At 39.6% G+C, this 26,910-nt stretch carries 28 protein-coding genes; 2 read left to right on the forward strand and 26 right to left on the reverse strand.

The genetic code is table 11. From position 1 onward, the window contains the following. On the forward strand, positions 1-339 hold the full coding sequence (locus DJ93_RS02395) for a hypothetical protein (RefSeq protein ID WP_042979020.1): 339 nt from the start codon (positions 1-3) through the stop codon (positions 337-339). A gap of 51 nt (positions 340-390) precedes the next feature. Here DJ93_RS02395 and DJ93_RS02400 read toward each other — a convergent pair whose 3' ends face one another. From DJ93_RS02400 to terL, 19 genes are all read right to left on the reverse strand, one after another. Further along, on the reverse strand, positions 391-1,464 hold the full coding sequence (locus DJ93_RS02400) for an N-acetylmuramoyl-L-alanine amidase (RefSeq protein ID WP_042979021.1): 1,074 nt from the start codon (positions 1,462-1,464) through the stop codon (positions 391-393). Beyond that, positions 1,461-1,691 carry a BhlA/UviB family holin-like peptide gene (locus tag DJ93_RS02405; RefSeq protein ID WP_371411627.1) on the reverse strand — a complete coding sequence of 77 codons (231 nt, stop codon included), beginning with the start codon at positions 1,689-1,691 and terminating at the stop codon, positions 1,461-1,463. Before DJ93_RS02405 ends, DJ93_RS02400 begins: the two co-directional genes overlap by 4 nt. A gap of 44 nt (positions 1,692-1,735) precedes the next feature. Next, positions 1,736-2,101, reverse strand: coding sequence for a hypothetical protein (locus DJ93_RS02410; RefSeq protein WP_042979023.1), 366 nt, complete (start codon positions 2,099-2,101; stop codon positions 1,736-1,738). Positions 2,102-2,117: 16 nt separating this feature from the next. After that, the gene (locus tag DJ93_RS02415; RefSeq protein ID WP_042979024.1) at positions 2,118-5,531 is read right to left on the reverse strand and encodes a phage tail spike protein; all 3,414 of its coding nucleotides are present in this window, start codon (positions 5,529-5,531) and stop codon (positions 2,118-2,120) included. After that, positions 5,528-7,009, reverse strand: coding sequence for a distal tail protein Dit (locus DJ93_RS02420; protein ID WP_042979025.1), 1,482 nt, complete (start codon positions 7,007-7,009; stop codon positions 5,528-5,530). Before DJ93_RS02420 ends, DJ93_RS02415 begins: the two co-directional genes overlap by 4 nt. A 1-nt stretch (position 7,010) precedes the next feature. Further along, on the reverse strand, positions 7,011-10,361 hold the full coding sequence (locus DJ93_RS02425; protein WP_042979026.1) for a phage tail tape measure protein: 3,351 nt from the start codon (positions 10,359-10,361) through the stop codon (positions 7,011-7,013). Positions 10,362-10,423: 62 nt separating this feature from the next. Beyond that, the gene (locus tag DJ93_RS02430) at positions 10,424-10,678 is read right to left on the reverse strand and encodes a hypothetical protein (protein ID WP_042979027.1); all 255 of its coding nucleotides are present in this window, start codon (positions 10,676-10,678) and stop codon (positions 10,424-10,426) included. An 89-nt stretch (positions 10,679-10,767) separates the two neighbouring features. Then, positions 10,768-11,142: a tail assembly chaperone gene (locus tag DJ93_RS02435; RefSeq protein WP_042979028.1), complete on the reverse strand. Its 375-nt coding sequence runs from the start codon at positions 11,140-11,142 to the stop codon at positions 10,768-10,770. A gap of 79 nt (positions 11,143-11,221) precedes the next feature. Next, entirely contained in the window at positions 11,222-11,725 is a 504-nt protein-coding gene (locus DJ93_RS02440; RefSeq protein ID WP_042979029.1) for a phage major tail protein, TP901-1 family, read from the reverse strand. A 17-nt stretch (positions 11,726-11,742) separates the two neighbouring features. After that, the gene (locus DJ93_RS02445; protein ID WP_042979030.1) at positions 11,743-12,150 is read right to left on the reverse strand and encodes a hypothetical protein; all 408 of its coding nucleotides are present in this window, start codon (positions 12,148-12,150) and stop codon (positions 11,743-11,745) included. Positions 12,151-12,152: 2 nt separating this feature from the next. After that, on the reverse strand, positions 12,153-12,512 hold the full coding sequence (locus tag DJ93_RS02450; RefSeq protein ID WP_042979031.1) for a hypothetical protein: 360 nt from the start codon (positions 12,510-12,512) through the stop codon (positions 12,153-12,155). Next, the gene (locus DJ93_RS02455; RefSeq protein WP_042979032.1) at positions 12,512-12,886 is read right to left on the reverse strand and encodes a hypothetical protein; all 375 of its coding nucleotides are present in this window, start codon (positions 12,884-12,886) and stop codon (positions 12,512-12,514) included. Before DJ93_RS02455 ends, DJ93_RS02450 begins: the two co-directional genes overlap by 1 nt. 3 nt (positions 12,887-12,889) lie before the next feature. After that, on the reverse strand, positions 12,890-13,696 hold the full coding sequence (locus tag DJ93_RS02460) for a phage protein (RefSeq protein WP_042979033.1): 807 nt from the start codon (positions 13,694-13,696) through the stop codon (positions 12,890-12,892). A 4-nt stretch (positions 13,697-13,700) separates the two neighbouring features. Next, a complete protein-coding gene (locus DJ93_RS02465; RefSeq protein ID WP_042979034.1) occupies positions 13,701-14,042 on the reverse strand; it encodes a hypothetical protein in 342 nt (113 codons plus the stop codon). Between the two features lie 15 nt (positions 14,043-14,057). Then, on the reverse strand, positions 14,058-14,252 hold the full coding sequence (locus DJ93_RS02470) for a hypothetical protein (RefSeq protein WP_042979035.1): 195 nt from the start codon (positions 14,250-14,252) through the stop codon (positions 14,058-14,060). Positions 14,253-14,302: 50 nt separating this feature from the next. After that, a complete protein-coding gene (locus DJ93_RS02475; protein WP_042979036.1) occupies positions 14,303-15,427 on the reverse strand; it encodes an SU10 major capsid protein in 1,125 nt (374 codons plus the stop codon). Between the two features lie 65 nt (positions 15,428-15,492). Then, complete coding sequence (locus tag DJ93_RS02480; RefSeq protein ID WP_042979037.1) at positions 15,493-16,146, reverse strand: phage scaffolding protein; 654 nt, start codon at positions 16,144-16,146, stop codon at positions 15,493-15,495. Between the two features lie 85 nt (positions 16,147-16,231). After that, on the reverse strand, positions 16,232-17,746 hold the full coding sequence (locus DJ93_RS02485; RefSeq protein WP_042979038.1) for a phage portal protein: 1,515 nt from the start codon (positions 17,744-17,746) through the stop codon (positions 16,232-16,234). Between the two features lie 16 nt (positions 17,747-17,762). Then, positions 17,763-19,625 (reverse strand): phage terminase large subunit, encoded by a 1,863-nt coding sequence (gene terL, locus DJ93_RS02490; protein ID WP_241484247.1) that lies wholly within the window; start codon positions 19,623-19,625, stop codon positions 17,763-17,765. 39 nt (positions 19,626-19,664) lie between these two features. On the opposite strand from terL, the gene DJ93_RS02495 reads away from it, so the two are divergent. Then, positions 19,665-20,213, forward strand: a complete 549-nt coding sequence (locus tag DJ93_RS02495) for a site-specific integrase (protein WP_042979039.1) — start codon at positions 19,665-19,667, stop codon at positions 20,211-20,213. 28 nt (positions 20,214-20,241) lie between these two features. Here DJ93_RS02495 and DJ93_RS02500 read toward each other — a convergent pair whose 3' ends face one another. The 7 genes from DJ93_RS02500 to DJ93_RS02530 all read right to left on the reverse strand — a co-directional run bounded on the left by DJ93_RS02500 (position 20,242) and on the right by DJ93_RS02530 (position 26,455). Beyond that, the gene (locus DJ93_RS02500) at positions 20,242-21,243 is read right to left on the reverse strand and encodes a hypothetical protein (RefSeq protein WP_042979040.1); all 1,002 of its coding nucleotides are present in this window, start codon (positions 21,241-21,243) and stop codon (positions 20,242-20,244) included. Between the two features lie 530 nt (positions 21,244-21,773). Beyond that, entirely contained in the window at positions 21,774-22,172 is a 399-nt protein-coding gene (locus tag DJ93_RS02505; protein WP_042979041.1) for a phBC6A51 family helix-turn-helix protein, read from the reverse strand. A 60-nt stretch (positions 22,173-22,232) separates the two neighbouring features. Beyond that, on the reverse strand, positions 22,233-22,475 hold the full coding sequence (locus tag DJ93_RS02510) for a hypothetical protein (RefSeq protein WP_042979042.1): 243 nt from the start codon (positions 22,473-22,475) through the stop codon (positions 22,233-22,235). Positions 22,476-22,975: 500 nt separating this feature from the next. Beyond that, the gene (locus DJ93_RS02515) at positions 22,976-23,803 is read right to left on the reverse strand and encodes a hypothetical protein (RefSeq protein WP_042979043.1); all 828 of its coding nucleotides are present in this window, start codon (positions 23,801-23,803) and stop codon (positions 22,976-22,978) included. Positions 23,804-23,919: 116 nt separating this feature from the next. Further along, positions 23,920-25,650, reverse strand: a complete 1,731-nt coding sequence (locus tag DJ93_RS02520) for an ATP-dependent nuclease (RefSeq protein WP_196777060.1) — start codon at positions 25,648-25,650, stop codon at positions 23,920-23,922. A 186-nt stretch (positions 25,651-25,836) separates the two neighbouring features. Then, on the reverse strand, positions 25,837-26,085 hold the full coding sequence (locus tag DJ93_RS02525; RefSeq protein WP_042979044.1) for a hypothetical protein: 249 nt from the start codon (positions 26,083-26,085) through the stop codon (positions 25,837-25,839). A gap of 109 nt (positions 26,086-26,194) precedes the next feature. Further along, the gene (locus DJ93_RS02530) at positions 26,195-26,455 is read right to left on the reverse strand and encodes a helix-turn-helix domain-containing protein (protein ID WP_042979045.1); all 261 of its coding nucleotides are present in this window, start codon (positions 26,453-26,455) and stop codon (positions 26,195-26,197) included. Positions 26,456-26,910: the final 455 nt, after the last annotated feature.

Consider the following 26,910-nt stretch of genomic DNA (forward strand, 5'->3'; position numbering starts at 1 on the left):
ATGAAGTATGAATATAAATTTTATAAAGGATTCTTGCCTTTTCCGATGATTAAACTTCCAAAAGAAATGGATATAGTTTCAGAGTTATTAGAGAATGATGTTCATAGTAAAGAGTGGATAGAAGAACTTGATAAAGTTTTAAATAAAGAAATTGATTGTGCAAATTTTGGTGGAAACTCTTGTGATTTGGAAGTTAAACCAGATTTCACTACGATTACACATCGTTATGTAGAAGATGAAGAGTACACTTGTAAAATTGAAACAATTGAATTAAAGAACTTGATGTTAGTATGGTTAGAAGAGTATGAGAATTACTTACAAAACCGTGATTCCAACTAATGTAAGGTATTTATTAAAGCCGACTCAATACGACATGAGTCGGCTTTGTTATTACTTCACATTTACATACACATCACTAGCCGTAATATAGTACGTTACACCTTTCGAATTATGCACTCGGTATTGCGGATATCCATCTACATTTACCCTTGCGTCGATAGTAAATCCGAATCCTGCGTCAACTGTACCGGCTACATACGAATTATCCCACGTAGCTTTCGTGTAAAAGTTCAAGTCGTTTACCTTCGATACGACACGTTTGCCGGTTACGTTAGTTCTTGACGCTTCGCTTTGAGCATAACGAATATAAGACGGATCACACTTCATCCATTGGTCGCCACCTAGGTTTAACCAACCGTCTTTTTCAGCGAACACTTTATACGCCTCACCATGTTGTAATTTACGTAATACGCCGTAATTAGTACCTGGACCTTTGCGTAAGTTAACGTTAGTCCCTTCGACATATGCAATGCCGCTTGCTTGTTTTACTATGTTAGGCGCTTCCGAAGGCGTATTATTTACGATAGTACCACCGTAGTTGTTGCCGTATGCTTTCTGTACGTCTTCTCTAAATTGCGCCATAGATACGCCATGAGACGCTAAATAATCACGTGGGTCTTCGTGGTCAGTTCCACCTAGTTTACGAGTTACGTCTTCGTGAGTCCATAAACCTTGTTCTACCGTTAAACCGCCATCTTTTAAGATTTGCGCTAGTAATTTAACATAGTGGTCATAAGAGCGTTGGAACTTAATCGGATCGCTAGTTTCGGATAACTCAACGTGGACGAAGCGTTTATTTGCGTAAGGACCCGCACCGTATGCGATATAGCGCGTATCTGCGATTTGAATTGTTTCGTTCCAGTCTACCGCGAAGTGAACGAAAGCATTACGCCATGTACGAGCTTCATAGTTTCGGATATTAATAGCGGGCGCTTCTGGAGTAGCGGTCGAGTGAGCTACGACCCCTTCATACGCACCGACTCCGTAACGGTATGCTTGTTTCGGTAAGTCCGGAATGAGCATGCGGTTAATCGTTAACGCATCGGCAAACGCTCCACCCATGAACGAAAAAAAGACTACCATTACGGTAGCCATAGAGATTAATAGTTTAGTAAAACGTTTCATTTTACGTCCTCCTTCGTATTTAAAATCTGTTTGATTTCCGTTACATCTTTCGATAGCGAACCGAAAGCTTTCGCTTGCTCTTCGATTACCTCTTGGTTCTTCTCGATTACCAACTGGTATTTACCCTCGCGCTCTTTACTCTCTTTACGTGAATCGAAAAATAGCCAAACAAAAAGGACTGCTAAGAGTCCTTGTGATAACGCTAATTTAAAGATTTCTTCCGGCATAAACATCGTTCATCTCCCTTTTTTGGCAATAAAAAAAGACCAGCTTACGGCTGCTCTGTTTGCGCTATATTTTCAGTTGTTGGTGTTTCTTGTGGAGGGCGTTGGCCAGTAAATGCGAAATAATCCTCTGCGCAAAGATTCTTTTTCCCAAAACCTGTTTCTAGTTCATATAAACGCGCCCCTCGTTTACATATTTCACATCTTGTCGCAATCCTAAAACAGATTGTTCCGTCAGATATTTCTCTCCAAACCTCAACTTTATTATTTCCCTTTGATATACCAGCATTATCTAGCATATCGTATGGTATTTTCAATACTACCGCATCATCGGAACGTTCTAAATCAATTAGACGTCCCATGAAAGGAAATGCCTCCCCTGCTTGTAATGGCATCATAAAATTATCATCCATATCCTATCCTTCCTTTCTATCCTAAAGCATTAAAATGCCAACCATTTGAGTTATTGGCGTAATATCCTATACCATGGCTGCCATCCGTAAAACGAATATGCCCCCAACTTTGAAAAGCATTTCCACCAAGGTTAACACCTTGAGTTGCTCTAATATTAGTATAGAACTTAACTTCTTTTTCTGTCTGTATATCTAATGTTTGCCCGTCTGCTGATGGACCTATGGTATTATTTATGCCGCCTACCGCAATCATGTTGAAAGGCTGAATGCCGTCTGCTCTTTCTGCTGCTGCTCTATCCCAATCATACATAGATGCATATTTACCACTAACTAAGGTTACACCTGACACACAAATTGCTGTTCCTTGTCTAATGTCGGCATCTGCAGACTCCACTTTTATAACAATAGCGTGTTCACTTGGCTTATAACCTGTTGGTACTGTAAAAGTAAATGCTCTGCGCTGGATATCACCATAAAAAGTACTAGGTGCATCGAATGAAAGTTTTGTTTCCTGCCATATGTCATAATGAATATTATCTCTATACGTCACATAACAAATGTGCAGTTGAGGTCTAGCTGTTACCCTATTTCCATTAATCATGGCGCAACGAAAGTGTGCTGATAATGTATAAATATTACCTGGATGTATTCCGTTTTTAACAGTTGTTTCAGGATAGTTATACATGTCTATTCGTGCTGCATTCACCATTTGTTCATAATCAAAAACGTGTGTAGTTTTTTCGATAACTACATTTCCGTTTGCCCTCCACGGAAGACCATAGCCACCCTCAAATCCCGAATAATCAGTGTTCCCGATATTTTTCTTTGTAACACTAGAAAAATCATGGTCTGCTATTAGATTTCGTTTAGACATAACGGTTGTTTTCATTCCTCGTTCATCTTCGTAGAGGAAATCAAGCATTTTAACTGTTACACCATTTTTATCAATGGTAATCTTGTCGCCTCGGACTGAAATGAAATTTGTATTGATTCCTTCTGTTGTAAGCCATTTTACAATTGTATCGGCATTGATATTTAATTTTGCAACATCAATCGTAATCTTCTCAGCAGTTTGGTTAATCGCCGAAATAATATTTCCTTTTTTAACTTCTAGTAGAATGCCTTCATCTAACACCTGTAACTTAGATCCTGTTTGCTTGACATAGGCATCAAAAGTCTCGTTCACAAAAGTTTCGTGTTTTTGGGAGATAATTGTAACGCCGTCTGCATTTGCGGTAATACTTCTTTCTAACTCAGTAACTTTTTGATTGTATTTTTCAGTCGCTACCTTGTCAGCCAAATCCTCCATGATTTTATCTTTATCAACCATGTCATTTGGATTTTCGATGTAAGAACTCGCCTTAGTTGCTTTCTGTAACATAGGATGGGCCATCCACAAAGTACCGTTTCGAATAACATATGCTCTAAATGCCACTTGAGCCGCATCGGGAGGAACTACTTTTGTGAATTCTTGTCTTATCCAGGTATCATTAGGTAATGTGAAATCATTGACCCCTGCTTCTAGCTGAGTTCCATCGCTTTTCCAAAAGACAGCAACCATGCGTATCTTCTGTCCTTCGTGTTCAGCTATATTTTTAGTTTTAAAATAAGCTGATACAACGACATTTTCACCAGGGCTAACAGGTACTCTATTAGAAGTTATATTTCGATAAGTATTGGATGTATTACCACTGACAGAAAGTTTGAGAGATGAATCACCCCGGTACGTTTCATTATTATCAACAAAGAAGGAAACTGCACTGGACCAATACTTTGTCCCTTGCACGAAACGAGTGTTACGAAGGTCATTCGTTACTCCAATTCCACCCACATAATCCTCAACTTGTTTAATATCGATTTTAGCTTCAAGCTTTTGTGAAGTCTGTTCAATTTTATTGTTAGCTTCAAATATTTGTTTGCCTTGTTCTGTTGTAGTAATAGATAGTTGATTGACATCACTTGTTAGACCATTCATTGATGTTTCAAATTTAGCAGTTCTCTCGTCAAGTTCTTTTACATCTTTACCATAGTCAGGTATAAGTACTTCCCATTCTGCACCTTTCCATATTTTTAAGATACCTGGTTTCCCATTGCTAATATCATGCCAGAGTGTTTTACCAGCTTCTAATCCTGTGGTTGGTGCTGTTTTACTTTCAATAATAGTAGTTTGATAATTCTTCAGATTTTCTTGTACTTTTTCTGCTAGTTCCTTAGCTGCTTGAGATTCTTTTTGCGCATTATTAGCTGCTTCAGAAGTTTCTTTAATAAGTTCATCTAACTTATCTAATAAAACTTGTTTATCACCTAGCGAAGCAAGAATCTTATTGTATAGCTTCCGTAATTCTTCGTTAGCATCCACAATTTCACGATAATCACCAAATACGTATTTATCTTGTGTAGGATCAGTGAATGATTCGTCACCAGCAATTGCTCGTGCTTCAAGATATAATTTCGGTGTGAACCCTGTATCTTTGATACGGATTGTATCGCCTTCATTAATCAACTCGTGAGCTAGCCCGAATACACGACCGATAGATTGCGCATTCACTTCGTAAGAAACGGAAGAATTCACACGTTTCCTTAGCTCCGTTTTCATGAGCGTCATCAAACGTTGCGAAGACATGTTTTGATTTTCAGTCTCTGGAGTATAGAATCCGAATTTATGTTGACCACGCTCATTCCAACGTTGAAATGCATCGTTATCAACGATATAAGGAATTCCGTTGTTAATGCTCTCTACCGTAATTATCTTGTCACCCTCACCTTTTACGAAACCTACAAGTGCTGTACAGATGTTTTGAGAGTTTTCCATACGTTTGATTCCGACTAAATCTTTACCGAGAGTTACTTCTTTACCGGTTTCTCGACCACGCTTTTTGACCATATCTACATAACGCCCAACGATTTGATTACCAACCACTTCAGCTCGGTATTGAATTTCTAATTCGAATAAAGAAGCGATGTCTCTCAAAAACTTGAGCGGGTCAATAAATTCATCAATTGTCATCGTATGAAATCCCGCATATTCCGTTCTGCCACGCTTCCACTTTTTTCCTACGAGAGCCATATCGATAAATTCGTTAACTGTTCTACTTTCTATTCGTTGAGGTTTTATAACACCCGATTTCGCTAGTAGAACCCATTCTCCAGATACATACGTAGTAACTGATCTATCATCAGAATCTTTTTCCACTTCTGTGATAACGTACGGAACAATACACCCGTCTCTTACTTCCTTCAAAACTAAATTTTGTTGCATAAGTGTAGCCGCATGGTCGGTGTTATCAAATACTTTAAACTCTAAAGTATCGATGTTGTTTTTGATTTCCCAATGTCGTTTATCATCCCAATAATCTTTAGATTGAATAGTAGAAACTATTTGCTCTGTTTTAAAATCCACGACATGAAGTATTCCGCTAGGTGTTCTCATCTATATCGCTCCCTATACGTTACTTTGGCTATTCCGACAGTTGAAGGCATAATTTCTAGTGTGTTTAGTCCTTTGTTTATAATCGGAAAATCACTGAAAATATCTTTTAGATTAATAGCATTTTTTCCGTTTATCGTTACAAGACTTCGCTCTGTATCAATGATTACTTTATCGCCAACATCAAAAATATAAGGAGGATTACTTTGCGTGTTCATATTGACTTTCCAAATTTTCAAATCATCGATACTCATATTTTGTGAGAACATATTGTTAGAGAATTGACAGATACTGATTTGAACTTGTGCCACTTTATTCATATTGACGTTGTTTTCATCTATCCATACTACAAATCGTTCAGAATCATCAATTTCCGTACCATCTTTAAATCTTGAAATGTAAGCTTCCCATCGGTTTCCTGTTCGTGCTAACCACAATCGACCTCTGTATTGATTCCATGTGTTAGGATGGTCACCTGTCTCATTGATAAACACTTGACCGCCTGGCTTTTTTCTATTTCCAACAGAGGCAAATCCGCTATTCTGCTCCGCTTCCCATTGAACATCACTCATAGATATACGAGCGACATAATCGCTATTTTCATCAAGAAGACCGATTTCAACACGTCCCATTTGATCCCAGTGAAGACTTTTTAATCCAACGTAAGCTTGCATGATGAAGTCTTGTAATGGACTTTGTGGAATATTCTTTTTAGCAATAGCACCGTGCCATCCTTTTACTGTAGGTTCGCCTAGATATTCAGGAACAAGTCTAGAACCAACGTCTACTTTAAATTTACCTCCACCTGTCATATCCTCGGTTTGCGCCACATTTGTCCATCCAATAGTAGTAGACATTTCATCCCACATTACACGTTGATTCCGCTCTACTGGAATCTGGTCAACCTTTAGCGGATATCCAATACGGAAATAATCCAGTCCATTCCATACATCTAAAAATGTAGAAGGTTTTTCCACTTCAATTTCGAAAATGGGATTAGATGCTACACTACCTTTATTTTGAACATTCGTTATAAACCCACGACCATCTAAATTAAAGTTAACCGTCTTTTCTTTTCCTAATTTATAAGGCATTGGACAAAGTAGCGAAATTGTTGCTTGGTGGATGTTTGATTTTTCTAGCTTCTCTTCTACCGATTCTTTAATCCCGTAATATACTAAGTCAGGTTCATCTGTGAACGTGATTTCTACCGGCTCATCCGTATGTAACAAGCCATTTAGTTCGTCTATCCGTTTTCTTAATTCAAAAAGAGAGACTCCCTTAAGAGAGAAGTCTACCTCCATCACTCTCTCGGGAGTCCTTTTACCTAAATAGTATGAACCTGGACGGTTTGGTACCGTTAACTTATTGACCTCATCGCTCAAAATCCCTCGACCTCTTATATCGTTAACCATAAAAAATCCTTGCTCGTATTTCTTCTCGAAATATTCCTCTAGATTTATTCCGTTAAAAACTAGCAATCTACCGCCCTCCTTTAAATACTTCTCTACGTCTCTTAACCGCTTCTTGTTCGCCACTAATATCGTCAACAAATCTCGCAAACTCTTGCTTACCGAGTTGTATGTTAATATTCGCCGGTTGCCTATCTCTAGAAGGTTGATTGTCGTACTGACTCGGTTTATTCATACTTGGCGTAGATTTAGCCGATTGATATGCACCCAATCCGCTTACTCCTCTCGGTATCGAAGCACCCGTATCCACCGCTAGCATCTCCGGTTTCATCCAGTCCGCCATTTGCTGCGTCGTACGTTGCACCGAGCCTTTCATTGAATCAATACCGATCATCCATCCTTTAATCATATTGACCCCAATCATGTCGCGCATCCAACGTGAAGGTGAGTGAATTCCAAGGATTCCGGATATTTTATCCTTAATTCCGTTTCCAAGTTCTGTCATCTTACTCCATACCGAACTGAACATCGAGCCGATACCGTTAACCAATCCTTTGATGATATTTACACCGATATCCCATAGATCAACTTCTTTAAGCGTATCTATTATCTTTCCGCCTATTTCTAGTGCGGCACTTCCTAACGATCCTAAAAGCGATAGAATACCTTTGATTAGCGCTTCAATTAACTTTACCCCAGCCTCTAGTAGTTTCGGTAGATTCTTAATTAACTCGCCAACGAGAGTTACGATTAATTGAACTGCCGCCACTATTAACTGTGGAATTATCTTAACAATACCGACAATTAACGCCATTAAAATATTTGCACCAGCCTCGATGATTTTCGGTAAGTTAGCGATAAGTGTCTCTACGATTTTAGCGATTAGCGTTAATGCTGCGTTAATTAATTGAGGTAATATCTTAACAATACCGTCTATTAGCGCCATTAGTATCTTTACCCCTGCGTTGATAATTGCAGGTAAATTCGCTAGAATCGTATCGGCGACTTTCGTTATTAAATTGACTGCTAAATCAATTAACTGCGGTAACATCTTAACAATACCGTCGATTAATGTAGTCAATATCGAAATACCCGCCTGAATAATCGCAGGTAAATTCGCTGTAATCGCATCTATCAACGTTGTAATCACCGTAATAATCGCTAGTACAACCATCGGAATAGCCTGTGTGATCCCAGTAATTAACGAGGTCAACAAGTTAATTCCCATCTCGACTAACTGCGGTAAAAACGACATTATTCCGTTGATAATTGTCTCAATAATCGTTATGGCTACGGGAATTAACGTAGGTATCATCTGCATAATCCCTTGAATTAACGTTAGGATAAGTTGTAAACCCGTCTCGATAATCGTTGGTAAAACCTGTGTAATTCCAGTGATTATCGCTTGCAAGATTTGCATACCGGCTTCGATAAGGATAGGTAGATTGGTCGCAATCGACTGCATGACTGTATTAACCACACCGACCATAGCCTCTAGTATCGACGGTACCGCTTGAACCAAACCATTAACAAGAGACATGATAATCTGCGAACCAACTGCGATTAATTGCGGTAGCGTACCAGTTAAGAATTCCGCTATAGAATTAAAGACATTCGTAATCGCATCTAAAATAACGCCTTTGTTAGCGCTGAGATGTTCCGCGATTGCCGGTAAGTAACGAGATACCGAGATGATTACTCCTGGAATCCCGCCGATAATCGCTCCCGCAATGGATGGCCCAATCGTTTTAAATATCTCACCTAGTTGACTAAAGTCTCCGGAAAAAGCCGACATAATAGCTGACTTCAAACGATTAAATCCTGCGACCACTGCGTCGATAGCTGGGCCTGCGAAATTCATAAACGCCGAAGATAACTCGGTCACTTTCGATTTGATTGAGTCCCATGCACTATTGACTCCGTTACGGAAAGCTTCGTTACGTTGATATAGCTGAGTTAACGCTACGCCCATCGCCGTTAAAGCCATGATTACTATACCGATAGGGCCAGTTAGAAATGCGAATGCGGCTCGTAATCCTATCATTGCAACGCTCGCTAGTTTAGCCACTGCGGCACTTTTACCGAGCCAACCGATTAAGACACCAAATGCCGTTATCGTACTTCCTATACTACTTATAAAAACGCCTAATACCGCCATGAAGACTGTAAATACCGCGCTTGCTGTAGCAACTGTTGCAATTACAGTTTTCATTGTCGGAGATAATCCGTTAAACCCATCCGCTAATTTTTTAATAACGTCTGCCACTACTGAAATCGCTGGCGCTAAAGAATCTGTAAATGCACGCGCTGCTACATCAACTGACGATTGCATTTTGACGATTGCTCCTGCCCAACCTTCGAGCATTGAGTCCGCTGCTTTTTTCGAAGCACCGTCGGACTTAATAAGGGACTGTGTTAACTTATCGATTTTCTCTGGGCCAGCTGACACAAGCGCCATCATACCGGAAACAGCTTCTGTACCGAATATTGTAGCTAACGCTGCGCCTTTTTGTGCACTCGTCATTCCTTCCATACCTTTTTGTAGTTCGCCGATAATTTGAGAAAGCGACTTCATATTACCGCTACTGTCGGTCGTGGTTACACCGAGTTCCTTCAACATGTTAGCAGCTGCTTTCGGTGGCTTTACTAAACGGAGCATTGCTGATCTTAACGCTGTACCCGCCGTCTCACCTTTGATACCTGCGTTAGACATGATACCAACGGATGCTGCGAGTTCTTCCATTCCAATACCTAATTGTGCTGCCGGACCCGCCGCATACTTAAATGCATATTGCATATCGTATACACCTGCGGCCGTTGCGTTTGCCGCCTGTGCGAGTACGTCCGCAACATGCCCGCTATCTTTCGCTTCCATACTAAACGCATTTAATGCGGAAGTTATCGTATCGGCTACCATCCCGAGGTCTTCACCCGAAGCTGCCGCCGCTGATAAAACACCAGGCAAAGCAGCCGTTGCTTGCGCAGCTTCGAATCCCTTCGCACCTAACTCCGCATAAGCTGCCGCTACTTGTCCAGTTGAATAAACGGAGCTTGTCGCCATTTCTAAAATATCTTTCTTAACTTGTCCGTATGCCCCACCTGTAAGAACTGCGGCTTTTCTCGTTTGTTGCTCGAATTCCATCGAGTTCTTAATCATACTTCCGAAAGCTTTACCGGAAGCATACGCAAGTGGTGCAAATGCCGTTGTCATACTTTGACCAACCGCCTGTACCCTACGTCCCATTTCTTGCGCTTGGTTACCTACGGTTTGAAACGTCCTTTGCCAACCTGACATATCAGGTGGTGCCGGTGCTGGTGGCGTCGGTATTCGTGGAGGAGGTGGGATATTAGGCGCTGGGATATTTATCGGTTGACTCACCGCTTGTTGGAAGTCTCTCCATAACTGAGTCGCCTGTGTCAAACTACTTCGTAACGATGATATGTCCGCTAATAGTTGTACCTCTACTCTATTTTGACTAATAATTATTCACCGTCCTTCCCGTCCTGACTTCGTAACGCCCGCTCAATATCGTCAAATAGAGCTTCATTTGCATGTATCTTTTCTGTTAAACGCTCGCGCTCTTTTTCTTTTGCTTCTAACATTTGAGCATTTTCAGGGCGTTTGTATATGTCGTCTAAAGACTTAACTTTTTCACTTTGCGCATTTCGGTTAAATAACGCTTGGATACTAGCAATCTCATAAGTGTCTAAGAGACGTTCACGGTATCCGGTAAGCATAATGTGATACTCTTTAATACTTAAATGCTTTGACGTTAACGCATCCATTCCGAAATATCGAAAGCAATCTGACTTCAAATCATCAACATTTATTCGTACAGGCTCTCGAACGACTTCTTCTGTTCTTCCGTCATTGTCGCTAGTAACTTGTTCACTGTCTTCTGGAAGAAAAAACTATTGAGAACAACCGCCTTGTTAAACTTTAAAACGTCATCGAATGATAACTCTTCGGCTACTAACTGACGTTTGATTTCTTCCTCAATATCCTTTCTCGTGATTCCATCTTCAGTGTGGATTAATGCGTAATAAATAACAGACACGAAATCGGACATTTTCCCTTGCATTGCTTTCTGAACGAATTCGAACGGACCACCATTTTCATCGATTAATTCAATTGCCTCTAATCCGTATTTCAATTCGTATTCTTTCCCTTTTACTTCAAAACGTTTGTATGATTTAGTCATTTATAAAAACCTCCATTAATTAGTTAGATTTATTTACAAAATTAAAAGGCGAAGTTTCCCCCGCCTACTAATCACTTATTTATGGACTAACGACTGATCCGTCAGGTGCTCCAGGCGGAAGCGTTGTAATTTTACCGACAGACAAGCCACTGTTTAACTTTGCCTCAATGGAGTACTTCGAGAATTCCTCGTTTTCGTGTGAAAGCTCAACGCTGCTTAACATAAACGTTCCGCTCTTCGATTTATACTCACCTACTTTTGCACTTCGTAAGGAAACTTCGTGAATTTTAACGAGTTTCTTATTCGTAATAGCTTCCTCAATATAATCTAGCGCTTCGTCACCTTCAGTACTTACACCCTCGATAGATACTGACTGTGTTACATCTCCGTAATCACTACCAGACTTGTCCTTTGTTTTTAGTTCGATTTCACCTGCTTCGATAGAACGAGAGCCTGATGTTTGGTTGTATAATCGAACTGTTTTCGAAGTACCATCTGCTTGTGGGATATCGAGTAAATATAACGTTTCTTTACCTTTAAATTCCGGCGCTGCTGCTTGTGTCGTTACTGTTGTTTCAGCCATCCGTATTCCTCCTTAATTTAAATCGTTATTGTAATAAAACTGAGGTGTTTCGCCGTTACTTGAGTACCATCCGCTTGTGGAATCGACTCACATGACGAAACTTCCACATATAAAAAACCGACTAGCTTAGGCACTTTCGAACTTGTTTCGTACAAGTCGATAGGTCGCCTTTCTAGTCGGTCGATGAGTCTATCTTGTATTTCATTTCGGTTAGATACTGTATCGGAATATACTCCGATTTGTATTAGGTGGTTTCGTGCGTAATTGTCTTTCGAATACCTATCGATTGTTCCTGTTAAAGATTCAATCGTTAGAAACGGCTTTGCTTTTCCGGTTAAAGAAACACCGTCATATACCCAAGTAGTAGGAGCAAATTCATCTAACGTTTTTTTCAACGAGTACATTACGTCATTTACTGTGACCATCGTTATAAACCTCTCGCTACTCGTTGTAGCGCTTTTTCCAAGTCGGACACTAACGGTTGCTCGCCTTCGAACATCGTTTTACGCATAAAGCCTTTTTTAGTTCTGTGCGTATATTCTTGAACGGCTGCGTATTCGACATCTGATCCGTAAGACCATCCTGTTCTATCACCGTTGATAGCTTTCACACTTGGCGGAATACTCCCTGCTAAATTACCGGACTCAACTGGCGCTCTATTAGAAGCTGTATTCGCTTGTAGTCTCGCATGCTTTTCAACGGTATTTGCAACAGGCGTTTTATAACGATCAGGATTATTCATACGGTAAATATCTTCGATTCCTTTAATTCTCGCACTGACTTTCATTAAACCACCCTCTTCACAACTACTTCTCGGCGATTGATACCGCCTAATCCTCTTTCATCAACTAGTATGATTACGTATTTAATGTCGTTTCTTTCAAGGTACTCGACGTTATTCAAATCGATATCAAGGCGGAATGTAACGAGTGCTTCCCCTTCTTTTACGTCAGTACCTGCGAATTTCACGTTGTCTTCTAGCGTGAATTTCTTCCAAACAACTTGTACCGTTTCTTTCGTATTCTCACCGTTAATTACTTCACCTGTAATCGGGTCTTCTTCCGAAATTCCTTTTCGCCATAGAGTAATAGGTTCACGGCGGTTCTGTTCGATTAATTTACGATTGGCTCGGATTTGTTCGATGTCTTTTTCAGTTAGCACTCGTTATTCCTCCTCTCCAATAATGTAATTTAATCGAGAAGAGCACTGCGGATGCGGGTTAATTAGTTGAGTTAGTAAACTTTCTGGAATCTTTTTCGGATATCTACCAGGACCTAATCCGTAAGCGTCACGTCTAGCTAACTTGTAACACATATGTTGTGAGTGATAGCGATGGCGATGTCCGTTATCTATTAACTTATAACCTGTAACAATATCACTCTCGTTACCGTTATAAATAGTAGCTGCTCGGTGTGTATTATTGCTTTCTGTGATTGCTACACGTTCGACTTTCCATTTCTCATTATCGTGTACTTCTCGTATTTTCTGAGAGATTGAACTAATGCTCTCACCTTTTAACACAGCCGGACGTATTACCTTCGTTAACTCTGCTCGCATATCACCTGCTAGATTCCAAACTCTGTCAGACAGTATTAAACCGTCCTCGCCTCTCCGCTTTAGCATGTATCTCACAACTTGCTGATTTACGGAATCTAAATTCGTCACGCCAAGGTTAGTTTCTGCAAGTTTAGAAGTTGTCCACTTCGCTGTATCAGTGATTACTTTTTCGAATGACACTCCTGCTTTCTTGCGAAACTCCTTTTCGTAATAATCTAAATCTCGTAATAACGCATTTAATCTACCTCGTTTAATTACGCCGTCTTTTTGATAGTCGTTAATTAAATCCAATAAAAAAAGACGGATTAGCATAATTGCGCCAACCGTCTCTTCTACTTGTTTTTCGTTTTCCTTTTCGTATTGCTTCGATATCTTACCGAGTGCTTCGTCAAATTCACCTTGTAAATCGCTCACGAAACTACCTCCAATCCGCTCTCTTTGCAAATGATTGACTAGCGCCTTTGCCACGTCTGTATTTTCGATATTGTTTACGTGCGTCTGCTGCTAGTCTTTGATAATTTGCGAAGATCATAGATTTGTCCACAGCTTCTTCACCATCGGTATATTTAAAAAACCGAGCCGAATCTGCTGCGATAGCTTCATAAGCAAACGTAAGCGCAAGATAAAATACCGCATTAGCGTTATCCTCTTCGGTAAAATCTGATTCAACTAAAGCTTCGGCTAGCCAAGCGTCAATGTCAGTCGACGTAACGCCTGGAACCTTTGATAATCGAGACTGCAATCGTTCTGACACCGTCATCTGGCGTCACCTCCGTTATTCTGCTTTTTTAGTTGTCGACTTACCTCGTGGTTTAGGTTTTAAGTCTAAACGTTTAATAAATGGGGCCTTTTCGTCCAAAAATCCGATTTCACTTTCGTCTTCTGTTACATACTCGCCTTGCGAATCAAATTGAATATGAAAATCCGGACGAATTAATTCATAGTTCGGTAATGTTTTATATTCCGCCATTTTATCGTCCTCCTTTCAATAAAAGGAGACGGTATTTAAACCGTCTCTAATTAAGATACTGTTTTAGAAATTCCGCTTAGTACAGCAATCGATTCTTTAGCATTCTTGATTTCGAAACCAAGTTCGCCACGGATTACGCGAGAGAAGTAATCTCCACCTGGTAATGTTGCGTCTTGGTCATAAATTGGTGTTAGGTAGCGAGCCTTAATGTTATTCGTATCCAATAATAGCGCACGGTCTTTCGGCATATTTTGGTCAACAACTACGCTAGAAATCGCACCACCTGGTAAGTCAGACACGAACGATAGGATTTGGTAACCAGCCGTTGTATCCTGACGGGTCGTTTGAATAGTGTTACCACCTAACTTAGTGATTTGACGAGCTACGTTCGGTGCACATAAGATTGTATTCGCTGATCCACCTCTAACAAATACTTGTTCAACTGCATCATTTAACGATTTAGCATCGATTTCTTTACCTTTGAAGTCCTGAACGTGGGATCCTTGTTCGCTAGCGAATGCAAATAATCCGCCCGTAGAACGTGGTTGTTGCCCTGAACCGATATACTTACGGCCATAGATTAGTGAGTTATTAGCTTCACGAATTAATTCTTGTAATCGTAAGTTGACTTGGTAATCTAGCTCGTCTTCTACGCCGTAAGTGTTTACTTGTTGTTGTGTACGAGATACAGAAGCGTATCTAGAGAAGATTTGTGAGAAGTTGAACGATACTAGACGATCATTGATTTCGTTTTTACGGAAAGTATCTTCACCTTCAGGACGTGGTCGAGCAATAATTTTCAGTTCACCTTTCTCTTCAATCGCTTCAGGCGTAGTTGAATCATATCCACGCTGCACTGTAATTTTATCTGCTAATTCATCCACTGCTACAACACGTAATACTTCAAGGCCGTTTTGTACTAATGCTTTCTCTGTAAATTTACGTGCTTCACCTGCACCTAACTCCAATTCTGTGACATCTGCCGCTGTGGCTGCCTTAACGATACCCGTGTCACTGTTTAAATAATCGTTTTGCCATTCGAATTTAGTTTGCGTAAGTGCTTCACCCGTACCAATAATACCAAATAATACTGGTGCTTTCGTAAGGATTAAATCTACATTCGCCTGCATCTGACGAACCTGTTGTTGGAAATCATAAGTATTTGCTACTGCCATGTTTAATAGCCTCCTAATTGTTTTTTTAATATAAAAAAGCCGTCGGTTTTATACCAACGACTGATCTACTTCTTCGATTTTAATTCGAGTATTTTGTTATATAATTGTGTAACCTTGCCCGCGAGTTTTGGATTTTTTAACGCTTCAGCCTTCGTTTCTGTTAACTCCTTTTCTAACGCTGTTAATTCGTTAGCTTTTGGATTAGTAACTGGGTTAGAGCCTCCAGAAGCATCCACTCCGATTACTTGTTTGAACATCCACGGTTTACTTGCTTTTAAAGACTCGACTGCTAACTCTACACCTTGAATGTTCCCGTCTTCATCAACATTAATTTCTGACTTATCTAATAGCGCCAATACGTCATTTGGATCGTTGGCATTTAAAGAACGAGCGACACTTTTAATTTCTGTATTCAAGATTCGGGCATTTGCCTTTTCTTGTGCTTTTTGTGCTAACTCCGAAGCTTCAATTGCTTTTTTAGCCGCTTCATCTTTCTCGACTTGCAAACGTTCCACCTCAGTCATTTCTTGTTTCTTTCTTTCTTCTTCCGCTTGCTCAAACGCAACTAGTTTCGCTTTAATATCATCATAGTCTTCGTATTTTTTACGCTCACGTTCAAGTCGTTTAGCAACTACTTCATCGACCTGCTCTTGTGTAAGAGTTTTCGTATCTTCCTTTATATCCGTTACGACAACATCCTCTTTTACTACTTCACTCATGTTATTGCCTCCAACCGTTTTAAGCCCGTCGGCTATGGTTTTATTTATCCGAAAGTTTAATGCCATTCCGTAAGGCCTATTTACATCACTCTTTATAAGGGTCCTGCGTTTGTCTTTTAAGTTGACGTTCTTGAATAATCTCCATAAACTTCTGTTCTGCATTTTCTTTACCACTTCGTGTAATAGCGCCTTTAATAGATTCAATTTCGTTGGACATTTCTTCTCCTAGCTGTTCTATTAGTGCTTTTTGATCTTGCGGTAAAGGTAATCCGAAAATAATCTCGCTAGAGTAATAGTTATCTACTTTTGCAAGCATTTCCTTATCGTACTTAAAACGTGGGTGTTCTTCTCTCGCTTTCATATATCGAAGGATATATTCGTTTAGTGTCTGCAAACGTGATTGCCATATTACCCAAGAACGTTGAGTCTTCGATATAATTGAGCTGAACATAAGTTGGATGGCCATGTCATTAATACCGCCCGTGTTCATGTCGGCTGTGTTTACAATCGGTACCTCCGCTTTTTCATGTAGTCGTTTTTGCAAACGGTCAAGATACGCTTCAATCGTTTCTTTAAACTTAAATCCGCTTTCTAACTTACTTGCGCTAGGTACTCCGTTTTCCTTATCGCCATCGCCGAGATTCCATTTCGCACCTGGAGCGATTTGTAACGGATTCTTCGGGTCCTCGTCTACATTAACAAGTAGATTAATAGCGAACATTTCAAAACGAATCGCGTCCGAGTAATCCGACATCTTACGGTCAATCTCTTCCGATAGCTCAATCGTTTTTTCTAATTCACTGTAACCAGTAGTTCGACCACTTAATTTTTCGGTCGGAACATGTACAACCGGAATAAAATCGAGTCCCATTGATGAACGTTCAACCCTAGACTCTTGCACATTTAAGTCTCCATCATGAACAGCTTCTTCTATTTCGCAATCGTACGTCCCAGCTTCTTCGTGCCAAACTAAGTAATACGAGAGCTTCCAGAGACGTGTTTGCTCATCGTCAAGCCACGCAATGAAGTGCACTGCATCTAGCTGATCTTTATCCCATTCGTTGTGTACCGCAATTACTTCCGTAGATGGATGCCAAATGATTTTAAATTCTCCACGTCGGTTATCGAAATGGATACGTGCGTAAACGCCAGTCCTCGAAATTGAACGGTCTTTTGCTGCGGCTAGTAATTTTTCATGCATTCGATTATCGTCCCAAACCCACGTTAATAATCGTTCTTTTGCTTTCGCCCGACTATTTTCTGTCTGCTGTTCTTCACTAGGTGTATATCCTGGTTGAATCATTAACGCTGGATCGTCTAAAACATCGGGCGGGACTGTTACTTTCGGTTCCTTTTCAAATTGCCAAGCTGCAATCGTATCGACTATCTTTCGTGGATAATTAAGTTCTAATTTCGTAGGCTCATAGTCCAATTGTGATGGCTTCGTATAATCAGACCAAACATTCAAGTCTCCGTCATATCGTCGATATAGCCTGATTTCATCAAGGATTCTTTGCCACTCAGTGTCTCCTAATGCTGTACGTATAGGGACGACATATTCGATTGGATTCATTAGATTTCTATCAGGGAAAAACCGCATAAATTACCTCCTCTCTTTAGTATCGATAGTTACCTGCGTTACCAGCTTTTCTTTTACGTCCTTTATCCGTAACTGAAATAGCCATTTCTAAACTATCAGGTAAGTCATCGTGCATATTTGTCCCATAGTACTGAAACTGCTCTAAAAGTAACGAATGCATTCTATTAAATTGAATTTCCCCATTTTCTATTCGCGGCAATAACGCCTCTAAACGCAATTCCTTACGAGAGCGTTGTTTAATCTTAACTAAGCGAGTAGTTGCCGGATAACCTTTCTCGATTAATCGTTTCGACACCATATCCGCGAAGAACTCTTGCGCTGCTTGTGCCTCAACGGCAATTACATCCGGTCGAAAGTGTAGAACTTTATCGACGATTACTTTCATAAACTTATCTGGATGCAAACGTTCACCGAATGAATCAATAACATAGATTGTATCCGTTTCTTTGTGTTTTGCTACGACTGAAATCGCTGAGTAGTCACCGCGTTCTTTCCCCATCGCCAAGTCAACCCCGATGGAGACGAAATACTTGCCGCTAAGGAAGTTACGGTTTATTTGTTTATCATTCCAGTATGTGAAATTATCAGGATTGAATACCATTACTTCTTCATCGATAGGATTATTCTGTAGCTCGGTGTTAAACGCTTTGCTACCGTTATCCCATTTGAACTTCATCAATTTAAATAACGGCTGTACTTCTTCCCAAAGTACCTGCGCCCCTTCGACCATTTCGTCGTGATGCGCTGTAAAGAATAACTCAGCGTCTCTTGCCCTCGTCTTATTCTCTCTATCTTTATATATACGTTCGCATTCCGCCCATAAATCTTGTCTAATAGGGGGTGTGATTAATGCCCTGTATTTACGAGATTCAAAGTCAGAACGTCGCTCCATAATATCGATTAATAATGATTGCGGATGAACTGTCGTACCCATAAATACGATTGCTGTCCGTTTACCTTCCGGATCACCTAACGGAATAACTACTTGAGCGAACCAATCCTTTAGTTCCTGTCGTAGCTGAGCCGTGTTAGTATTCCGTTTATCTTCCAAGTCATCACATACGATTAAATCCGGTCGCTTACCGTTCCAGTTTCGACCACGTAAGGCTTGTCCAGTGGAAGCTGCTTGCACTAACGTTAGTAGCTTTTTGTCGTCTTTTCCTTTCGGTTCCCAAGCAATGAACTCGGATGTATTATCGCGAGGGTTCATTTGTTGCTTCGTATGTAACAACGGTCCGAAATCACGTCGTAACTTATCATTCGATTGTAACTGTAGCTTAATCCACTCTAAGTTAGCGCTAGATACCGCAGGTGTTTCCGAGATTAATATGATGTAGGCTCTCTTTCGATAGCAAATCTCATGAATCGGAAAAGCCTTCGATAAGTAGGAAGATTTCGCATGAGAACGAGGTGCTGCGACTGCTACGCGTTTGTTAATTTCCTCGTTGGACACTACGTTCATAATGTCGCAAATTTCATCGTGGAAATTCGGTGCATATTTCGTAATGTTATCTAAATTAAATCCGTCCGGTACTTGAAATTCTGGTACCCAGTTACCGGTATTGTCTTTATTTCGATTTTCTCCAAAGTAGTTATAAGCGAAGAAAAGCAAATCCGTTTCCCCTCGATTGACATCTTGGAGACGGTTAAACTCGTTGATATACGTTGTAAGCTCGTATTTTTCATCGTCAGTAAGTTTATGTCGATTACGCACTCTAGGTACAATGTATTTTCGTAGTTGATTAACTTTTTCTAAACGCTCTTTTCTTTCGAACCATTCTCCGTTAATCCAAGCGATATTAACCGCCTCCTCTCGTAATTTATAATTGACTATGGAAAAATTAACCGTTATACTGAATTTATCGAACGAATGTAACAAAACGAGTTTGCGTTACATTAATAACAGGAGGTAATACATATGGCCGGTTTAGTACAACCGATTCGCACGAAGCGAGATATCGATAAAATGAAAAAGGCGTTGGCGGGAAAGCCACGCGATCTATTGTTATTCACTATCGGAATTAACTCAGCGTTACGTATATCCGATATACTTAAGTTAAAAGTAAAGGACGTTCGTAACAGCGAGTCGGTTACTCTAAAAGAGACTAAGACCGGCAAAGCGAAGCAATTTCGCTTAAATGACTCCATTAAAAAAGCCGTCCGGGATTTCGTACCCAAGACGGCTAATGATGACGATTGGTTATTTCCTTCTCGTAAAGGTGATAAAGCGATTTCTCGCGTTCAGGCTTACCGAGTGTTAAACGATGCTGCGGAAAGAGCGGGCGTTACGGTCGAAATGGGAACGCACACATTAAGAAAAACAGCGGCTTATTTCGCTTATAAAAACGGTACTGATTTAGCGTTATTGATGCGAATGCTAAATCATTCGAGTCAGCGTGAAACACTACGATATATAGGTATCGAACAACAAGAACTAGACGATGTGTATATTGAATTAAATTTATAAGACGTAATAACAGCGTAGAGTTGCCGCTCTACGCTGTTTCTTTATGCGAGTGACTGCCTATCTCACTCGTGTTTATTTTGTTCTCTATTTCTTGAATACGCTCCAAGTAGTAACTACGTCTCTCCTCGTTTAAATACTCAAGTAACTGATATACAGATACTATTTCGGTTTTGTCTGATAGACTACATGCATGATTTCTACCACGCATATAGACGATAGTGAGTCGCCTTACGTGCGGTTCGTAGTTTTGTATCGTTGTCGGTATCGAACTTGTCCACTCTGACAACTTAGCGTCTATCCAATGCTCTTTAGATAAGATGAAATCAGGTCGCCATTTTTCATGTTCATATTTCGTGTACGATATACATAAGTCATTGAATAAATTTCCTAACAAATCCTCGAATAGATGACCAGCTAAATTTGCGGATTCGTCTTCACGGACATCTTCATATGGAACGCCAGCGTATGTGATAGCTTCTTTCCAACCGCCGAATCTATATTGAGCCGCATGTGCCATGTGTCTAAACTCACTTGAAATATAACCTGAGCTCAACCGCTTACCTTGAGCGTATCTTTCACAAATAAATGACTTCACGTCATCAACGGTATACTTCGTACACTTTTTTGATCTTCTTAAATTACCTTCGTCTAATACTATGTCATAGTTGAATCCTGCGGCCGTAACGGCATTTCTCCAACTTCCAAAATGCGTACAACTTGCGTCATGTAACCGCTTGTCTTCATTAACAAGTACGCCTGCTGTTAACGATAAACCGTTATCTATACGCTCCTTGATCGCTTCTACCACTAAATCTTTCGTCCATCTCTTACAAGTTAAAACATCCTCATAATCTAACGAAGTCACCAACTCAACTGCTTGTCTCCACGATCCAAAACGATTATAAGCTTGACGATATAGGCCTCCGTAGTTACGATTAATATATCTAGGAGATAATGGTTCCTCATTACTATAGATGCGTTTAATTTCTTCGATAACTAATTCGTCAGTCCAACGTCTTCTCTTTGTCATATAACGTCAACCTCCTATAGATTGTTTGACGCATATACTTGAGACGCTGCGCAATTTTACGGTAAAATAAAAAAGACCAACGGATATAACCGTTAGCCATGTTTTACACTACGGTAAAGCCAAACGTTATTTTTGATACGCGGATTTCTCTCGCGCCTGGCGAAGGCAATTCGTTTTTCCTCCCCCGCCCCTTTTTTCATTCCGTATATTTCATACATTTTTCCGAATATCCAATGTAACAGAATCATCTTTTGTTACATTCAATTACGATTCAAAACGTTATTATATCAACGTTTATACGTTTTTATTTCGTTATTTTATCGATAGTTATTTTATGCATACGTTATATCAACGTTTGTAACGTTTATTACATCGATATACATTGCATAAGAACGTGCATAAACAGTACGAAAAGTTTCGAGGGCACGTCCGTCTAGAGCGAGCGACTGACCTACGGTAAACCTCCGTAAAGAATTACCGCATAATATCCTGACTAGTTTCTTCCTATTATATAGTCGTAATATAATCGGCTACTTTACGTCCTCATCAATCCGTTCCGCAAACGATGCAATCTCTTCGTCTAATTCCTCGTAGTTAATCTCGCCTGTCTTAACCTTCGTCTCTACCTCTACCTTATCGGTAAGCATTCCGTTAATCTGTAACGCTAACTTCGCCATAGCTGCGTTGCCATCACGTATAGCAATCTCGGATAGTGAGGCGATTAACTCTGGTAACTTATCCTGACTATTCTGTACCATTTCCTTCTTTAGCTCTCGTTCGAATAATGGGTCTTTACGCCAGTTATGAATCGACTGTCTAGATACACCGCATAGTGCAGCGATCTCATCGTTTGTCTTACCGCCTTTATTCGGTAACGCTAACCATTTAATAGCGGTTAAATGTTCCGTGTTTAATCGTTTTAACGCCATGTATTACGTCCTCCTTTCTACGCAAAATAAAAACGCCTCTATATAAGAGACGTCAGTATATTATTTTGTTTTAATTAATGGCTTTATTTTCTCTACGATGCTATTAGCAAATTCTTTTACTTCATTGTTATCTTGTTGTTTGCAGTATTGAATGATATCTTTGAGTTTATCTTGGATTTCCCTATCTTTTAACTTCTTGTTATAGTCTTCTTCCATAGTCTCAAAGTATTTATCTACAAAATGCTTATTACGTCCCCTAGTTGCAACTTCATTAAACCAATTCCTTTGTTCCTCTTTGCCCATTATTCTCACTCCTAAAATAGATTAATAACTAAATTACATTAAATATATTAACCTAATTAGAAATAAAAATAAATTCTTCAACCCCTTGCATCTGCCTTTTCCGCTTCGCTCCAAAGCCGTCTGCTACTATCTCTTTTATTACTTCACCGATAAAGTATCTATTATCGATAGTATAATTATTATAGTAGCGACGAGTGGAGGCGATAGCCGGAACCGAAGTCGCAAGGTTTTATCTTTATTTGTCCGAATAAAGTCGTACTCGTTATCAGTACGTTATCATTTACGTTTCAACAAGATAAAGAGAAGAAATCCTCTTAAAATCGCCTTTAACCGTTGTGGCTCTAAGGCTCAAATCGATTTCAATAGGTATCGTTTTCGTCACACGTTATGGGGTAATAGGTATCGTTTTCGTCACACGTTATGGGGTAATAGGTATCGTTTTCGTCACACGAGAAATTCGATAGGTTCGATTTCGGTCACCTATGTTGTCAAAACGATACCTATTTACGTAGTTTCGCTAACTCCTCGAACTGTTTACGAATGATTCTCGTATACTCATCTTCGCTATCTTTACGGAACATAATGTCGGGATGTACTAGATACGTCTCTGAGCGGTGTGCTCTTTGTTGCATAATGACACCAGCATTCCGTAAATGTACCATTAATCTCGATACTGTTTCTGGCTCGTGTCCGATTTCACTCGCAAGTCCATCACGATTAAGATGCTTGATTTCCTTAGCGTCCTGTTCATTCGGATTGCTACATAAGTAATACGTTTGAAAGTGAAAGAACGGTAGAATCTTATACAGTAAACCGACTTCGTTTAAATCGAGATCAGCTACGATTTCTTGCGTTTTTACCTGATAGAGCTTCGTAAATGGCTCGCCACCCTTCACGTCGCCCATCGTATGGAAGTTAGCGCTAATAGAATAAACGTTGCTACGTCCTTCTTTTAATACGTGAATAACACTTAACTCCTCTAAGCGAGTTAGTATCTTAGTGGTAGCGACCTTGCCACGCTTAAAGATACGCTGAATGTCCATTTGTTTTAACGGCTTACCATCCTTAATTAGTTTACCGTCGCTTTTAAAACGCAAAAAAGGCAAGAGCTTTATGATCGCTCCTGCCTCTGTTAATGTTAATCCCGTAATGACTTCTCGGATAGGATCGTGATAACTCGCTACCCAATTCTTACCTCGTGATAATAAACGATATTGCTCCTTTTCGATAGCACGTTTATATCCTTCGGCTTGCTTACGGTTAACTAAACTATATTCTTTTGTACGGTCTTCACCGGTAGTTACATCGATAATTCTTAAAGTAGACATTTCGTTTTCCCCTTCCGTTATAAATACGAAGGGTGGACGGAGCTTACCCGTCTCATTCGTTTCCCTATTACGTATAGATAACTAAAGGGGATAAAGTTAGTAGTAAAACAAAGACATTATTGAGTATTTGCAATCTCCCAATCTTCATAATGTGCTTTAAGTGTACTAATATCTTGCCATTCTAAGCTACCTACCGGAGTAGTAGCAGTATGATCAATTAATGCATCGAGAAGAGATTTTACACTATTAAAAACAGTTGAATCTTGCATTAATTCCATAAGTGCGTTATATGGCTTTTCTCCTGAAACTTCTCTAGATAAATACGCAGCCTCAAAATTCTTTAAATTAGCTATTAACCTTACTTTAGATACATCTTCATGCTCATATACTGCATCAACAATACTCTGATTGATAGACCATGCTGGATTCCTATTGCCATTACTTAATAATGGGTAATCACTATCATGTAATACTGAGTATCTTGAATTAAAATGATTTAATATTTTCACTAAAGACACTATAGTTCCTTTACCTCTCGCTCTGATAATGTGCACATCTTTAAATGCATCAGGGTTTTGAGAGATTATGTACTTAAATGCTGTATATTCAGTATCTCCTTCAACTATTATAGAATGACCTCCGAAGAAGAATTCAGTCACATGTGGATCACATACATTAAGTAATTTTAAACGCTGTCTATCATCCTCTCCAAGCTGTACTTTATTAGGTCTGAAAACAGTTGTCCCCTGTATTTCACCTTCTATTCTCTCTACCCTAATTATCGTAGTGTTATCCCTAGATACATCAATAAACAGAGGTGAATGCGTCGTTACCATAACTTGCCAATTTCCACTTGCAGGAAGATCGTATAACACTTTACAAGCCTCTCTAACAGCACTAGGATGTAAACATAATTCTGGTTCATCTAGCAATAATACATGAGGTCTGTCGTTTTGAGATGTAGTATCAGAGACATACCTTAAAGCAGCCCAAAGCAATGTTCTTCGTGCACCACTCCCTTGTCTATCTATAGTGCTCTGGTAGCCGTCAGTGGGACCCATCAAAAGTTTTGCTCCAGCCTTGAATAAATTGATATTTTTTTCTAAACCCTCCTCAGGGCGAGCATCAAAAGTAACTGTATAATTAGGAAATACTCCTTTTAATAACTCTGAAATACCTTCTTCCGCTCTTTTTATCTCGTCTTGTGATTCCTCTATAATAGTACTTTGAATAGTTTTCACTTGTTCTATCAGTTTTTGATACTCTGTTAAACTTCCATCTTCACTGTTCTCTTGCGCCCTGAAAGATTTTACCCTGTCATCTATAATCGAGGATAGTAACTTAACAATTGCTTTCGATTGATCTTCTGGGTCTGAAAAAGCATCTACCTTATGTGGTAATGGTCTTCTAGAATTCGCTACATTAGCTGCTCCCCAAGGAACACCATCTTCCGCCCAGTCCTGCGTTTCGGTATTATAGCCATTTCTTTTTGGTTTCCCCGGAGCGCTCCAAATCCACCGCTCTCTAACTAAGTTTTCACCCGTTCTATTATCCACCCATTTTGCTCCAGGTAAATTGTCATATACGACTGTATGAAGTTCAATTTCTGGTAAAGCATTACTATTGATTTCTCCATTTGGGAAATCATCCATAGTAAGGTCTCCTTTTTTTGACCCATCACTCATTACTACTTCATAAGCCCTTAGTATAGAGCTTTTACCTACGTTATTTGGTCCTACTAACACTACAATATCATCTAATTCTATTTCTACTGGAGTACTCCCAATGGCTCTGAAATTTTTGATTACTAACTTACTTAATCTAGGTCTTCTGGTTACCTCTGACATACAATCCCCTACTTCCATTCAGTATATTGCTAATTATACCAAATAAAGGATGTCTGAATGAGGAAATATTCAGAATATAAATACAAATCATTTAATAGAGTTGCTTACAGCAAATAAAACCACCATCTCTGGCGGTCTCAATCGTTTTCCCTCTCTATCGATATGTGAACAAAGCTTCTTTCGTGATCATTTTTCAAAATTTATTGCTCTAAGAATATCCTCCTTTTTTAGAATTAATTCGCACAACTTTCTTTCCTTGCCGTCTTCATTCTCAGTCATTACATCTACTGGAATTAACTCTAAATCTTCAATAATCCCATGGAATTGTAACCATCTATTAGATACTTCACATTCTACGTAACCTTTCCCACGCTCATTAATTTTTCTCTGTTTTCTACTGATTGGTATACGGATTATTTTTTCTTCTGTACTCATTAAGATACCTCCGTGGTCTATTATACTCCGTGCTCTGCCTACATGTTATATTTTAACAGAAATAACCATAAAGTATGAAATAAAAATAAACCGCCATCTCTGGCGGCCTCTATTCGTCTTCCCTCGCCGTATTATACGGACGATACTTCTCTCGCAGTGCCTCGAGTTCCTTACGTTTTCCCTCGACATCCACTCGAAGAAACAAACTAACCTTGTCCAACTTTTTCACCGGCGTAATTTTTCCTTGCTTAATTAACTGACTCATACGAGCGCGCGTAATACCTAATATTTCGATAGCTTCAGGAGCCGTAAGGACTTCATTACGTACGAAGTCCTCGACTTCCAGGCGTGAATTTAAGTTATACTTCACTTGCGTATACCTCCCATTAAATCCTTAGCGACGACTATACTCGTTATTACTATCGCGATCACCGCTAGTATATCGGTAAATGTATTCTGCCACATTTGACGGATTCCAATAACGGCGAAGCACGCTAATATTAACGAAAAGATGAACGTTTTGTTATTCTTTTTCATTTTGTAACTAGACGTGTTATAATTTTATTGAGAAGCGAGCGACCAACTCGCTTCCCTTGAGGAGTTCTTCGGTTATCTTACTCGTCGTCTTTTTTCGAAGCTTGAGCGGCAATCCAAGCGATTGAAACGATGAAGTAGATAATCTGAAGAACTTTTATCATATCGTCTAGCATTTCCTCACCTCCTTATACTTATATTATACCAAACCTATTAACATATGTAAAGTGGTTTAATGAAATGAATTGGATTATTTTACAAAAAAAGACCACTTTTTCAGCAGTCTTCCCT

The organism is Bacillus clarus (assembly GCF_000746925.1).
Classification (GTDB): domain Bacteria; phylum Bacillota; class Bacilli; order Bacillales; family Bacillaceae_G; genus Bacillus_A; species Bacillus_A clarus.